The following is a 13487-nucleotide window of genomic DNA, read 5'->3' on the forward strand; positions in this document are numbered from 1 at the left end:
CACCGGGGCCCGGGTGCGGTTCCGCTACATTCCCCCGGTGACCTCCACGCGCGCGGCGTCCACCCCGTCCGGGATCCGCCGGCCGGTCGAGCGGTCCCGGGACCTCGCGCTGGTCGCGGTGTTCGCGGCCCTGGTCTGCGCGCTGGCGCTCACCCCGGGCATCCCGGTCGGGGTCCTGGCCATCCCCATCACCCTGCAGACGCTCGGCGTCATGCTCTGCGGCGCCGTCCTGGGCCCCTGGCGCGGCGGGGCCGCCGCCGCCCTGTACCTGCTCGTCGGCGCCCTGGGCATCCCCGTCTTCGCCAACGGCGCCTCCGGCCTGGCCTCGTTCGCCGGCCCCGGGGCCGGGTTCCTGCTGTCCTACCCCTTCGCGGCGTTCGTCGTCGGCTGGCTCACCCGCGCCGGGACCCGCCGCGGCCGGCCCGCGCTGGGCACCGCCCTGGGCGCCGTCGCCGGCGGGATCGGCGTCGTCTACCTCGGTGGCGTCCCGGGCATGGCGATCGCCGGGAACCTCACCCTGGCCCGCGCCGCCGTGGTCTGCGCCGCCTACCTGCCCGGCGACCTCGTCAAGGTCGTGCTGACCGTCCTCGTCGCCTCCCCGGTCCACCGCGCGTTCCCCCGCCTGAACCGCTGAACGGGTGATCCGGTGCGAGGGGGTCCGGGTCGACGCCGAGGACCGCGTCGTCCTGCACCCGCTGGACCTGGAGCTCACCGACCCCTTCACGGTGCTGGTGGGCCCCAACGGGTCCGGCAAGTCCACCCTGCTGCGGCTCCTCGACGGCCTCGTGCTGCCCTCGGCGGGACGGGTCCTCGTCGACGGGCTCGACCCGGAGACCTCCCTGCGCGCGCTGCGCCGGCACGTCGGGTTCGTGTTCACCGACCCCGACGCCCAGCTCGTCATGCCGACGGCCGTCGAGGACGTCGCGCTGTCGCTGCGGCGCACGCGGGTCCGCGACCGCACCGGCCGGGCCCGTGAGCTGCTCGCCGCGGCGGGGCTGGGGGAGCTGGCCGACCGCTCCGTGCGGGACGTCTCCTCGGGGCAGCGGCAGCTGCTGGCGCTGACGACGGTCCTGGCCACCGGGCCCCGGGTCCTGCTGGCCGACGAGCCCACCACCCTGCTGGACCTGCGCACCGGCCGGCGGGTCGCCGAGGCCCTGCGGAACCCGCCGCCGCACGTCGCCCAGGTCGTCGTCGCCACCCACGACCTCGACCTCGCCGCGCGCGCCGACCGCGCCCTGTGGATCGAGGAGGGCCGGGTCCGCGCCGACGGGCCGCCCGCCGAGGTCGTGAGCGCCTACCGGGCCTCGGCGTGAAGCGTCGCGGGGCGGGCGCGAGGAGGGGGCTGGCCGGGCCGCCCCCGCTGCTGGGCCTGGCCGAACCCGGCACCTCGGCCCTGCACCGAGCCCGCCCGGGCGCGAAGCTGCTGGGCCTGGTCCTCGTCGGCGCGGTCGTCGGGGCCGTCCGCGGGTTCGCCCCCGGCTGGCCCGCCGCCGCCGGCTGCACCGCCCTGCTCGTGCTGCTCGCCCTCGCCGCGCGCGGGGCCCGGCTGCGGCGCGGTCTGCTGCGCGCCCAGGTCCGCCGGACGTGGTGGCTGCTGCTCGCCCTCGCCGCGCTGCAGTGGTGGCTGGCCGGCCCGGCGCTCGCCGCGACCGTCGTCACGGGTCTGCTGGGCTGCCTGTGGGCCGCGACGCTGGTGACGGCCACGACGCCCGTCCCGGACCTGCTGGAGGCCGTCGTCCGGGCGCTGGGCCCGTTGCGGCGCGTCGGGGTCGAGCCCGAGCGGGTGGGGTTCGCGTTCACCCTCACGCTGACGAGCATCCCCGTCGTGGGGCGGTTGCTCGCCGAGTCGCGCGAGGCCGCCGCGGCGCGGGGGCTGTCCGGCGACCCGCGCGCCCTGCTGGTGCCGACGGTCGTGCGGACCGTCGTGCACGCCGAGCAGCTGGGCGAGGCCCTCGCCGCGCGCGGCCTGGACTGACCCGCCGGGCGGGGGAGCGGGCGCCCGCGAATACCTTCCAGTGGAAGGTTCGCGTGTAGGCTGGTGCCGCGTCGCGGTCGACGCCACCAGTGGTGGCCGGAGCCGCCGGCGCTCCCCGTCCACGGAACGAAGGAGTCTCGAGGTGCCCCGGAAACCCTCCGTGCAGCTGTACTCGGTGCGCGACGCCGCCGAGCAGGACCTGGCCGGCGCGGTCGCCCGCCTGGCCGCTGCCGGTCTGACCCAGGTGGAGCCGTACGCGTTCCACACCCGCGCCGCCGAGCTCAAGGACGCGCTCGCCGCGGCCGGGGTCACCGCCCCGTCCGGGCACGCCCCCGTCATCGACGCGCAGGACCCGCGCGAGGTCTTCGAGGCCGCGAACCTCCTCGGGATCACCACCGTCATCGACCCGTTCATCCCCGCCGAGCGCTGGCGGACCGCCGACGACGTCGCGCGCATCGCCGACCGGGTCAACGAGCTCAGCGCGCTGGCGCACGAGTACGTCCTGGAGTTCGGGTACCACAACCACCACTGGGAGCTGGAGACCACCATCGAGGGCCGCTCCGCCCTGGAGGTGTTCGCCGACCGGCTCGCCCCCGGGGTCGTCCTGGAGGTCGACACGTTCTGGGCCACCGTCGGCGGTGCCGACACCCCGGCGCTGCTGCGGTCGCTGGGCGACCGGGTGAAGCTCATCCACGTCAAGGACGGGGCGAAGAGCACCGACACCTCCACGCAGCAGCCCGCCGGCCGCGGCGAGATCGACGTCCGCGCGATCCTCGCCGCCGCCCCGCAGGCGCTGCGCGTCATCGAGTTCGACGCCTACGCCGGGGACGTCTTCGACGGCATCGCCGCGTCGCTGGAGTGGCTCCAGCAGAACGACCCGGCCGACGGCGGGGAGGGCGACGCGTGAGCCGCGTGGGGATCGGCGTCATCGGCGCCGGGAACATCTCGACCCAGTACCTGGAGAACCTGACGAGGTTCCCCGACCTGGAGGTCCGGTTCGTCGCCGACATCGCCCTGGACCGCGCTGCGGCGCAGGCCGAGGCGTTCGGCGTCGCCGCGTCCGGGACGGTCGAGGAACTGCTCGCCCGCGACGACGTGGAGATCGTCGTCAACCTGACCATCCCCGCCGCGCACGCCGAGGTCGGCCGGCAGGTGCTGGCCGCCGGCAAGCACGTCTGGAGCGAGAAACCCCTCGCCCTGGACGCCGAGTCCGGCCTGGCGCTGCTGGCCGACGCCGAACGGCTCGGCCTGCGCGTGGCCTGCGCCCCGGACACGGTGCTCGGCGCGGGGATCCAGACCGCGCTGCGCGCCATCGCCCGCGGCGACATCGGGCAGCCGCTGTCGGCGACCACGATGTTCCACGTGCCCGGGCCCGAGGCGTGGCACCCGAACCCGGACTTCCTCTTCGCCCACGGGGCCGGGCCGCTGTTCGACATGGGGCCGTACTACGTGACGACCCTCGTGCACGCCTTCGGCTCCGCCCGCCGGGTCCAGGCCGTGTCGTCGACGTCGGTGGAGCGCCGGACCATCGCCTCCGGCCCGCGGGCGGGGGAGACGTTCCCGGTCGAGGTCCCCACGCACCACGCCGCGCTGCTGGAGTTCGACGGCGGCCAGTCCGCGCAGTCGACGTTCTCGTTCCAGCACGCGCTGCCGCGCAACGGTTTCGTGGAGATCAACGGGACCGAGGGCACGATCGTGCTGCCGGACCCGAACACCTTCGAGGGCGACTCGGCCCTGTGGCGGTACGGGCAGGACGAGCCGACGACCGTCCCCGCCGTGGGCTCGACCTACGGGCGCGGCTCGGGGGTCCTGGACCTGGCCCGCGCGATCCGCACCGGCGGCACCGAGCGCGCCTCGGGGGCCGTCGCGGCCCACGTCCTGGACGTGCTGCTGGCGATCCGCGACGCCGCCGCGTCGGGTTCGGCCGTCGAGGTCACCTCGACGGTGGGGCCCGTCGCGCCGCTGCCGGAGGACTGGGACCCCGCCGCCGCCACCCTCTGATCTACCCGTGTCACCTGGCACTCGCCCCCTCGTCGCAACTCGTGCGGCGAGGGGGTTGTCACGTGTAGATCCGTCTGCGAGGCTCGGGGCGTCCCCGTAGAACGGAGCAGTTCTCCATGGTCACCCTCGGCATGGTGGGCGCCGGCCAGTTCGCCGGTCAGTTCGCCAAGCTCTTCAACGTCCACCCCGACGTCGACCGCGTCTTCGTCACCGACGTCCTGCCCGACCGCGCGAAGGAGCTCGCCGAGCGCGAGCACCTCGCCGGCACCTTCGACAGCTTCGAGGCGATGCTCGACTCGCCCGAGGTCGACGCCGTCGCGATCTTCACCCAGCGCTGGACCCACGGCCCGCTCGTCGTGCAGGCCCTGCGTGCCGGCAAGCACACCTACTCCGCGGTGCCCATGGCGATCACCGAGGAGGAGATCACCGAGATCGTCGCCGAGGTCCGCCGCACCGGCCTGTCGTACATGATGGGCGAGACGAGCCACTACAACCCCGCCACGGTGTTCGCGCGGCAGCAGGTCGCCCGCGACGCCTTCGGCCGCGTGTTCTACGCCGAGGGCGACTACGTCCACGACATGGACCTCGGGTTCTACGCCGCCTACCAGTACTCCGGCGGCGAGGACTGGAAGAAGACCGCCAGCTACCCGCCCATGCTCTACCCGACGCACTCCATCGGCGGGGTCCTCGGCGCGATCCCCGGGCACGCCGTCAGCGTCAGCTGCATCGGCGTCACCGACGACCGCGGCGACGGCGTCTTCGACAAGGCCGTCAGCCAGTTCGGCAACGACTTCTCCAACGCCACCGCCCTGTTCGAGCTGAACACCGGGGCCGTGATGCGCATCAACGAGATGCGCCGCGTCGGGTACCCCTCGCACCTGCGGGAGTCCCGGTTCCGGTACTTCGGGACCGAGGGCAGCTTCGAGCAGCTCGCGACGATCAGCCTGTGGCAGGACAAGCAGGGCGTCACCGACGTCAGCGACCGCATCCACACCCGGCCCTCGATGGCCCACGACGACCCGCGGCTCGCGCACGTCGCCCCCGAGCTGCGCGACGCGTTCGTCTCCGGGTACGCCGAGGTGCACGACACCGCGCGGCTGCCGAAGGAGTTCGCCGGCGTCCCCACCGGTCACGAGGGCAGCCACCACTTCCTCGTCGACGACTTCGTCCGCTCCGTCGTCGACGGCACCCTGGCCCCGGTCAACGCGTGGGTCGCGGCCCGCTACACGATGCCCGGGATCATCGCCCACCGCTCGGCCCAGCAGGGCGGGCAGCGGCTGCCCGTCCCCGACCTCGGTGACCCGCCGGCGTGAACCCGCGCGTCACCCGAGCCGACGTCGCCCGGTACGCGGGCGTGAGTTCCGCGGTCGTCAGCTACGTCGTCAACGGCGGTCCGCGCCCGGTCGCCGAGGCGACCGCGGCGCGGGTCCGCGAAGCCGTCGAGCTGCTGGGGTACCGGCCCAACCCCAGCGCGCAGGCGTTGCGGCGCGGGTCGTCCCGGCTCCTCGGGCACGTCGTGCCCGACCTCGGCAACCCGCTGTGGGCGCAGTTCGCCCTCGCCGTCGAGGACGTCGCCGCCGGCCGCGGCTACGACGTCCTGCTGGCCAGCACCGAGGGCGGGGCCGAGGCCGAGCACCGGCGCATCGACACCCTCGCCGCCCGCGGCGTCGAGGCGCTCATCGTCACCAGCGTCCTGGCCCGCCCCGACCTGGTGGCCCGCTCCGGGCCGCGGGTCCCGCTGGTCCTGCTCAACACGTTCTTCGAGGTGCCGGGTTTCCCCAGCCTGGGGGTCGACGCCCTCGGCGGGGCCCGCGAGGGCACCGCGCACCTGCTCGGCCACGGGTACGGCCCGGTCGGCCTCGTCATCGGCGGCGAGGCGGGGGAACTGCGCGAGCAGGGCTGGCGGGCCGCCGCGCGCGACGCCGGGACCGGTGAGGGACCGATCGAGCGCGGGGAGTTCTCCCGGGCCGGCGGGTACGCCGCCGGGACCCGCATGTTCAGCCGGCCCGACCACCCGCGGGCCGTGTTCGTCGCCTCGGACCTGCAGGCCGTCGGGGTCCTGCGCGCGCTGTTCGAGCTCGGGTTGCGCGTCCCGCACGACGTCGCCGTCATCAGCTTCGACGGGACGGTCGAGACGGAGTTCACCACCCCGCAGCTGACGACGGTGCGGCAGCCGGTGGCCGCGATGGCCGCGGCCGCCGTGGCCCGCGCCCTGGCGCCGGCCGAGACGCACGACCGGCAGGTGCTGCCCGCCGAGCTCGTCCTGCGGGCCTCCTGCGGCTGCTGAGGGGACACCCGCCCGGCCTGCGCCGGGGTGCGTGATCGTCGCGGCTCAGGTGCTCCCCGGCACCGTCGATGGGGGGCGGGGTGCACGCGCGTCCCCGTGCCCCCCGGGCACGTCTCGAGGAGGAGCGACGATGCCTGCAGCACCCGAGAGCGGCCGCCAGCGGTCCTGGATCTCCGACCGCCCGGTCGCGACGCGCATCGGTGCCGCCGTCGCGGTGGGCGCCCTCGTCGCCCTCGCCGTCGGCGGCGTCGCCACGGCCCGCCTGGTGGAGCTGCGGGACGCCACCGCCGCCACCTACTCCCAGAGCGTGCAGCCGCTGGTGGACCTGTCCGCCGCCCAGCGCGGGTTCCAGGCCGCCCGCGCCCGGGTCGTGGAGTACCCCGCGGCCAGCCCCGAGGTCCGCGCCGACCTGCTGACCCAGTTCGACGAGAAGTCCGCCGACCTGGCCGCCGGGCTCGACGCCTACGCCCCCCACGCCGCGGACCCGGCCCAGGTGCAGGCGGTGCGCGACGCCCAGGCGCAGATCGACGCCCTCTTCCACGACACCCTGGTGCCCCTGGCGGACGCCGGTGACGTCGCCGGCGCCGCGACGGCCTACCGCGAGCAGGTCCTGCCGGTGGTCTCCGCCGGCGCCGACGCCATCGAGGCGGCCGGCCAGGCGGAGGAGGCGCGGGCCAAGGCGCGCACGGACGCCGCCACCGGGTCGGCGCGCTCCGCCCTGGTCGCCGTCCCCGTCGTCCTGCTCACCGGGCTGCTGCTCGCGCTCGCGGTCGCGGTCGTCGTGGTGCGCGGCATCACCCGGCCCCTGGGGCGCGTCTCCACCGTCCTGGATGCCGTCGCGGCCGGTGACCTCACCCAGGACGCGGGCATCGACTCCCGCGACGAGATCGGCCGGATGGCGCAGAGCCTGCACCGCGCGACGACCGGCGTCCGCGCCGTCGTGCAGTCCATCACCACGACCTCCTCGGCGCTGGCCGGGGCCAGCGCGCAGCTGTCCTCGACCAGCGCCGAGCTGGCCGCCGGCGCCGACTCGGCCGCCGCCCAGGCCGGTCTGGTCTCCGGGGCGGCCGAGGAGGTCTCGCGCACGGTCGCCACGCTGGCCGCCGGCAGCGAGCAGATGGGGGCCAGCATCCGCGAGATCAGCGTCAGCGCCGCCGACGCGGCGCGGGTCGCCGAGCAGGCCGTGCAGACCGCCTCGGCGGCCGACGAGACGGTCAGCAAGCTCGGGGACAGCTCCCGCGAGATCGGTGACGTCGTCAAGGCGATCACCGCCATCGCCGAGCAGACGAACCTGCTGGCGCTGAACGCGACGATCGAGGCCGCGCGGGCGGGGGAGATGGGCAAGGGCTTCGCCGTGGTGGCCGGTGAGGTGAAGGAGCTCGCGCAGCAGACCGCGCGGGCGACGGAGGACATCACCCGCCGCGTCGACACCATCCAGACCGACACCGGGCAGGCGGTGAGCTCCATCGCGCAGATCCGCGAGGTCATCGCCCGCATCAGCGACTACCAGACGACGATCGCCTCGGCGGTGGAGGAGCAGACCGCGACGACGTCGGAGATGAACGGCAACGTCAGCGAGGCGGCCGGGTCCTCGGAGGACATCGCCCGCAACATCTCCGCCATCGCCGACAGCGCCGCGGGGACGACGCGGGCCGCGGGGCAGACCCGCGAGGCGTCCTCGGTGCTGGCGGCGCTGTCGGGGGAGCTCAGCGAGGCGGTGGGCCGCTTCCGGGTGTGACCCGTCCGGCCGGGGCACCGCACCGCGATCGCGGTGCGGTGCCCTTCGTCGTCCGGGGTCGTCGACGTTCTGCTGGTGGGAAACCCTTGACCATCGATCGTGCACGATCTACGGTCGACGACAGGAGCTCACCGCAGAGCCCGAGGAGGTGAACCCCCCGTGCCACGTCCCCCGCCCGACGACTCACCGTCCCCACCCGCACCCGGAGGGCTGTCTACGATGACGCTCGTGGACCGGACGACGACGCGACGTTCCCTGGCGCCCAGCCGCCAGATGCTCGCCGACCACGTCTACGACGCCGTCCTCGACCTGCTCATCGACGGCGAGCTCAAAGCCGGTGCGGCACTGGGCATCGACGCCCTCGCCCGGGAGTTCGGGGTATCCCAGACCCCCGTCCGCGAGGCGCTGGCCCGGCTGGAGTCCACCGGGCTCGTCCGCCGCACCGCCCTCAAGGGCTACCGGGTCGCCCCCGTGGCCACCCCCGAGGAGCTGGTCCGCCTCATGCAGGCCCGGCTCCTGCTCGAACCCGCGCTGGCCGAGCTGGCCGCGCAGCACCTGACCCCGACCGTCCTGGCCGACCTCGAACAGGCCGTCCACGACCTCGCCACGGCCCCGCTGGGACCGTCCTTCCACGAGTTCCGGCAGTACTGGGAAGCCGACGAGCGCTTCCACCGCATCATCGCCGAGGCGACCGGGAACGAGTTCCTGATCTCCGCCTACCAGGCCCTCGGCGGCCAGATCCAGCGGTTCCGCCTCTTCGGCGGCGGCGGGGTCACCGACTCCGACCACTGCGTCGCCGAGCACACCCGCGTCCTGCACGGCCTGCGGACCGGGGACCCGGTCACGGCCCGCGAGGCCATGGCCGCGCACATCACCGAGGCGCGCGACCGCGCGCTCGAGGCGTACGACACGCCCGACGCCGCCCACGCCTGACCGTCCCACCACCCGAACACCGCACCACCCGGACACCGCACCGACCCCCGCGACCGCACCGCTGCGGTCCCTCCACGCCCGGAAGGCGAACCATGAGCACCAGCACTGCTCACACCCCCACCCACAACCCGGGTCTGTCCTCGGACACCAACCACTTCCCCCGCTCGGCCCCCAGCGACCCCACCGCCCCGCACGTCGAGAGCGCGTCCGTCGTCGTCGACGCCGCGAGCGACCGCGGGCCGCTGACCCGGCTGTGGGAGAGCATCGGCTACGACGAGATCAACTGGACCTACACCCCGACCGGCCGGCAGTTGCTGAACACCTTCGGGGAGTTCTCGCCCCGGCCCTTCCTCGTCCGCCCGCACTACGTGTTCTGCTCGGGCACCGGGTTCGGGATCCCGCACTGGGGCAACGGGAACGTCTACCACGAGGACGCCGACGGGAACCCGTTCTACGACTTCACCATCGCCGACCAGACCTACGACGCCATCGTCGGCGCCGGGCACCACGTCCTGGTCGAACTGGCCTTCACCCCGCGCGACCTGCTGCCGCCGGAGGCCGACGAGCTGACGGTGGTGCCCAGCCCCACCGTCTACAGCAGCTACGAGGCCGGGGCCTGGGCCTACCCGCCGAAGGACTACGGGAAGTGGGGCGGCCTGGTCGCCGCGCACGCCCGGCACTGCCTGGAGCGTTACGGCGCCGACGAGGTGCGCGAGTGGCTGTGGGAGCTGTGGAACGAACCGGACATCTTCTACTGGAAGGGGACCCCGCAGCAGTTCTACGACCTGTACACCGTCACCGCCGAGGCCGTCCGCAGCGTCCTGCCCGACGCGAAGGTCGGCGGCCCGGCCGTCACCGGCGGCGGGGTCGAGTTCCTGCGCGGGTTCCTCCAGCACACCTCCGCGAACGACGTCCCCCTCGACTTCGTCTCCTTCCACACCAAGGGCTCCGCGTTCACCCCGTGGCGCGTGTACGGCCCGACGGGGGCGGCCGCGCCGGAGCGGCAGAACCCCTCGACGCACAAGATGCTCTACGAGATCCGCCGCATGCAGCGGGTCGTCGCCGAGTTCCCGCAGTACCACTCGCTGCCCGCGATCGTCGACGAGTGCGACGCCGGGGTGCCGGCCCACTTCAGCGTCTACGACAACGCCAACTTCGGGTTCCAGAACACCGAGTACTACCCGGTGTTCCAGGTCAAGCTGTTCAAGAAGATCCTCGACCTCAACGAGTCGGAGACCGTCGCCGTCGAGCAGGCCACGTCGTGGAGCTTCTACTTCGAGGGGGAGCGGTACTTCGAGGGCACCCGCGCGTTCCTCACGGCCGGCGGCGTCGAGAAGCCCCTGCTCAACGCCTACCGGATGCTGTCCCGCCTCGGCGGGCGCCGTCTGGACGCCACGTCGACCGCGATGAGCCCCGTCGAGGACCTCGACGCCGGGGACGGCCGCAGCATGCGCGAGGAGGTCGACGTCCTGGCCTCCACCGACGCCGCGGGCCGGGTGACCGTCCTGGTGTGGCGGCACACCGACGACCAGTACCGCACCGCCGACACCCCCCTGGCCGTCGACCTGCGGGTGGAGGGTCTCACCGGCACGGCCTACTCCCTGACCCACCACCGCATCGACGCCACCCACAGCAACGCCCACACCGTCTGGGCCGGGCAGGGCCGTCCGCAGGACCCGACCCCCGAGCAGATCGCAGCCGTGAAGCAGCGGCAGGGGCTGGAGGAGCTCGAACCCGCCCGGGCGGTCGAGGTCGACGGGACGTTCAGCGCGGTGGTGGAGCTGCCGCTGCCGTCGGTCTCGATGCTCGTGCTGGAACCCCGGTGAGCGCCCCGGAGCTGTCGCCCGCCGTCCGCCTGGCGGACGGCGGGGCGGACGGCGGGGCGGACGGCGGGGCGGGCGGCGTGGTGATGCCGCAGGTCGGTGTCGGGGTCTTCCAGGTCCCGCCGCAGGAGGCCCAGCGGGTCGTCGAGGACGCCCTGGAGCTGGGGTACCGGCACGTCGACACCGCCGCGGCGTACGTCAACGAGGCCGGCGTAGGGGCGGCGCTGCGGGCGTGCGGCCTGCCGCGCGCGGACGTGTTCGTGACCTCCAAGCTGCGCAACGGCGACCAGGGGTACGACCAGGCGCTGCGCGCCTACGACGACTCCTGCGCCCGGCTGGGCGTCGAGGCGCTCGACCTGTACCTCGTGCACTGGCCCAACCCGGCCGCCGGCCGCTTCGCCGACAGCTGGCGGGCGCTGCGGCGGCTGCACGACGAGGGCCGGGTCCGCGCGGTCGGGGTGTCCAACTTCCTGCCCGAGCACCTCGACGCGCTCGAGGGGGTGCCGGCCGTGAACCAGGTCGAGCTGCACCCGACGTTCCAGCAGCGCGACCTCGTCCGCACCTGCCGCGAGCGGGGGATCGTCGTCGAGGCGTACTCCCCGCTCGGGCAGGGCGCCGACCTGGACGACCCCGCGGTCCGGGAGGTCGCCCGGGCGCACGACGCCACCTGCGCGCAGGTCGTGCTGGCCTGGCACCTGCACCTCGGTCACGTCGTCATCCCGAAGTCCGCGCGCCGCGAACGCCTGCGGGAGAACCTGTCCGCCACCTCGATCCGCCTCACCGACGACGAGGTCGCCTCGATCACCGCGCTCGAACGGGGGCACCGCACCGGCGGTGACCCCGCCACCTTCTCGCTCAGCCAGATCCGGTAGGGAGGTCACCCTCGATGGCGAGAACGATCACCCCCACGCCCCCCGCGGCACCCACGGCCCTCGCCCGGGCGCCCCGGACGACCCGGCGCGGGATCGACACGAGACGTCAGACGATCTGGATCTGGGCGTTCCTCGCCCCGACCGTCGTCCTGTACGGCCTGTACACGCTGTACCCGATCGTCGCCAGCTACTGGTACTCCCTCGTCGAGTGGAACGGGTTCTCCTCGGGCCAGCGGTTCGTGGGGATCGACAACTACCGGGCGGTCCTGGCCGACCCGGCGTTCTGGGCCTCGGTGAAGATCACCCTGGTGTTCATGCTGCTCGTCGCCCCGGCCCGGATCCTGCTGAGCCTGCTCCTGGCGATGGTCCTGAACTCCCCGCGGCTGCCGCTGCGCAACCTGTTCCGCACCGTGTACTTCCTGCCCGTCGTCACGACCACCGCCATCGTCGGGGTCGTCATGCAGTTCGTCTTCGACCCGGCCAGCGGGCCGTTCACGGCCTTCCTCAAGGCGTTCGGGGCCGAGGTGGGGATCGACTTCCTCGGCAGCTCCAGCACGGCACTGGTCACCGCGGCCGCCGTGTACGTCTGGAAGTTCTTCGGCATCACGATGGTCTACTGGCTCGCGGCGCTGCAGACCGTCCCGACCGAGCTGTACGAGGCCGGGCGCATCGACGGGGCCGGGTCGTTCCAGCTCTTCCGGTACGTGACGCTGCCGCTGCTGATGCCGTTCCTGCTCATCATCACGGTGCTCACGGTCGAGGACACCTTCCACGCCTTCGACCTCATGCAGACCATGACCGGCGGGGGACCGTTCTTCTCCACCGAGATCATCGAGATCTACATCTACCGCTGGGCGTTCAGCGCCTCCATCCCGCAGCTCGGCTTCGCCTCCGCGGCCGCCGTCCTGTTCGGGTTGTTCGTCATGGTCGTCGGGGCGCTGCAGGCGTGGGCGCTCGTCGTGGCCCGGCGCAGCCGGAAGGAGCTGTCGTGAGCACCCTCGTCCCGTCCGTCCCCCGCGGCCGGCGCCTGGCGCAGCGGGCCCCGTGGTGGGGTGTCGTCCTGCTGCTGGCCGTCCTCGCGGTGGTGTGGGTCTACCCGTTCGTGTGGATGGTCTCGGCGTCGCTGAAGAGCTCCCTGGAGGTGTTCACCGCCGGGCTGGGGATCGTCCCGGAGGAGTTCGCCTGGGAGAACTACTCCCGCGCCTGGACGGACGCCAACTTCGGTCGCTACATGGTCAACACCGTGATCCTCACGGTGTCGACCGTGGTGATCGTCGTGGTCCGGTGCGCCCTGGCCGGGTACGTCCTGGGCCGGTTCCGGTTCCGGGGGCAGCGGGTCGTCGTCGGCGTCCTGGTCGCGACCCTCTTCGTGCCGACCGGGTACACGATCATCCCCATCGTCAAGCTGTCGATGGAGCTGGGGCTGCTGAACTCCCTCACCGGGATGGTTCTGGCGCTGTCGGGGGCGGCGAACGTGTCCGCGATCCTCATCTACGCCGGGTACTTCCGGCAGCTGCCGAAGGAGCTGGAGGAGGCCGCGACCGTCGACGGCGCGGGTTTCCTGCGGGTGTTCTTCCAGATCATGCTGCCGCTGTCGATGCCCGTCACCGCGACCGTCGCGCTGCTGACGTTCCTGGCCACCTGGAACGCGTTCTTCCTGCCCCTGGTGTTCTCCTTCAGCGACCCCGACCTGCGCACGCTGTCGGTCGGCATGCAGGCCTTCGTGGGTGAGAACGCCACCGACTGGTCCGGCATGGCGGCGGCCGGGGTCATCTCGATCCTGCCCATCGTGGCGCTCTTCCTGTTCCTCCAGCGGTACTTCGTCGAAGGCATCGCCGGCGCCGTCAAGTCCTGAAGC

General features: G+C 73.7%; 13 protein-coding genes. All 13 read left to right on the forward strand.

Annotation, left to right across the window (positions count from 1 at the left end; all coding sequences use genetic code 11):
- Positions 1–37: 37 nt before the first annotated feature.
- The 13 genes from ACRYM6_RS08345 to ACRYM6_RS08405 all read left to right on the forward strand — a co-directional run bounded on the left by ACRYM6_RS08345 (position 38) and on the right by ACRYM6_RS08405 (position 13484).
- Complete coding sequence (locus tag ACRYM6_RS08345; protein WP_432542387.1) at positions 38–634, forward strand: biotin transporter BioY; 597 nt, start codon at positions 38–40, stop codon at positions 632–634.
- A 4-nt stretch (positions 635–638) separates the two neighbouring features.
- Positions 639–1313 carry an energy-coupling factor ABC transporter ATP-binding protein gene (locus tag ACRYM6_RS08350; RefSeq protein ID WP_432542388.1) on the forward strand — a complete coding sequence of 225 codons (675 nt, stop codon included), beginning with the start codon at positions 639–641 and terminating at the stop codon, positions 1311–1313.
- The gene (locus ACRYM6_RS08355; protein WP_432542389.1) at positions 1310–1975 is read left to right on the forward strand and encodes an energy-coupling factor transporter transmembrane component T; all 666 of its coding nucleotides are present in this window, start codon (positions 1310–1312) and stop codon (positions 1973–1975) included. The genes ACRYM6_RS08350 and ACRYM6_RS08355 overlap by 4 nt, the downstream gene beginning before the upstream one ends.
- Positions 1976–2117: 142 nt before the next feature.
- Positions 2118–2882: a sugar phosphate isomerase/epimerase family protein gene (locus tag ACRYM6_RS08360; RefSeq protein ID WP_432542390.1), complete on the forward strand. Its 765-nt coding sequence runs from the start codon at positions 2118–2120 to the stop codon at positions 2880–2882.
- Positions 2879–3976, forward strand: coding sequence for a Gfo/Idh/MocA family protein (locus tag ACRYM6_RS08365; RefSeq protein ID WP_432542391.1), 1098 nt, complete (start codon positions 2879–2881; stop codon positions 3974–3976). The genes ACRYM6_RS08360 and ACRYM6_RS08365 overlap by 4 nt, the downstream gene beginning before the upstream one ends.
- Before the next feature lie 116 nt (positions 3977–4092).
- Positions 4093–5289, forward strand: coding sequence for a Gfo/Idh/MocA family protein (locus tag ACRYM6_RS08370; protein ID WP_432542392.1), 1197 nt, complete (start codon positions 4093–4095; stop codon positions 5287–5289).
- Positions 5286–6263, forward strand: coding sequence for a LacI family DNA-binding transcriptional regulator (locus ACRYM6_RS08375; protein ID WP_432542393.1), 978 nt, complete (start codon positions 5286–5288; stop codon positions 6261–6263). Before ACRYM6_RS08370 ends, ACRYM6_RS08375 begins: the two co-directional genes overlap by 4 nt.
- A gap of 130 nt (positions 6264–6393) precedes the next feature.
- Entirely contained in the window at positions 6394–8001 is a 1608-nt protein-coding gene (locus ACRYM6_RS08380) for a methyl-accepting chemotaxis protein (protein ID WP_432542394.1), read from the forward strand.
- Positions 8002–8220: 219 nt separating this feature from the next.
- Positions 8221–8934, forward strand: coding sequence for a GntR family transcriptional regulator (locus ACRYM6_RS08385; RefSeq protein WP_432542395.1), 714 nt, complete (start codon positions 8221–8223; stop codon positions 8932–8934).
- Between the two features lie 92 nt (positions 8935–9026).
- Positions 9027–10760, forward strand: coding sequence for a GH39 family glycosyl hydrolase (locus ACRYM6_RS08390; protein WP_432542396.1), 1734 nt, complete (start codon positions 9027–9029; stop codon positions 10758–10760).
- A gap of 83 nt (positions 10761–10843) precedes the next feature.
- Positions 10844–11629: an aldo/keto reductase gene (locus ACRYM6_RS08395; protein WP_432542422.1), complete on the forward strand. Its 786-nt coding sequence runs from the start codon at positions 10844–10846 to the stop codon at positions 11627–11629.
- Between the two features lie 14 nt (positions 11630–11643).
- Positions 11644–12621 (forward strand): carbohydrate ABC transporter permease, encoded by a 978-nt coding sequence (locus tag ACRYM6_RS08400; protein ID WP_432542397.1) that lies wholly within the window; start codon positions 11644–11646, stop codon positions 12619–12621.
- Positions 12618–13484 carry a carbohydrate ABC transporter permease gene (locus ACRYM6_RS08405; protein WP_432542398.1) on the forward strand — a complete coding sequence of 289 codons (867 nt, stop codon included), beginning with the start codon at positions 12618–12620 and terminating at the stop codon, positions 13482–13484. Before ACRYM6_RS08400 ends, ACRYM6_RS08405 begins: the two co-directional genes overlap by 4 nt.
- The last annotated feature ends 3 nt before the right edge of the window (positions 13485–13487 follow it).

This window comes from Kineococcus rugosus (assembly GCF_050871975.1).
GTDB lineage: Bacteria > Actinomycetota > Actinomycetes > Actinomycetales > Kineococcaceae > Kineococcus.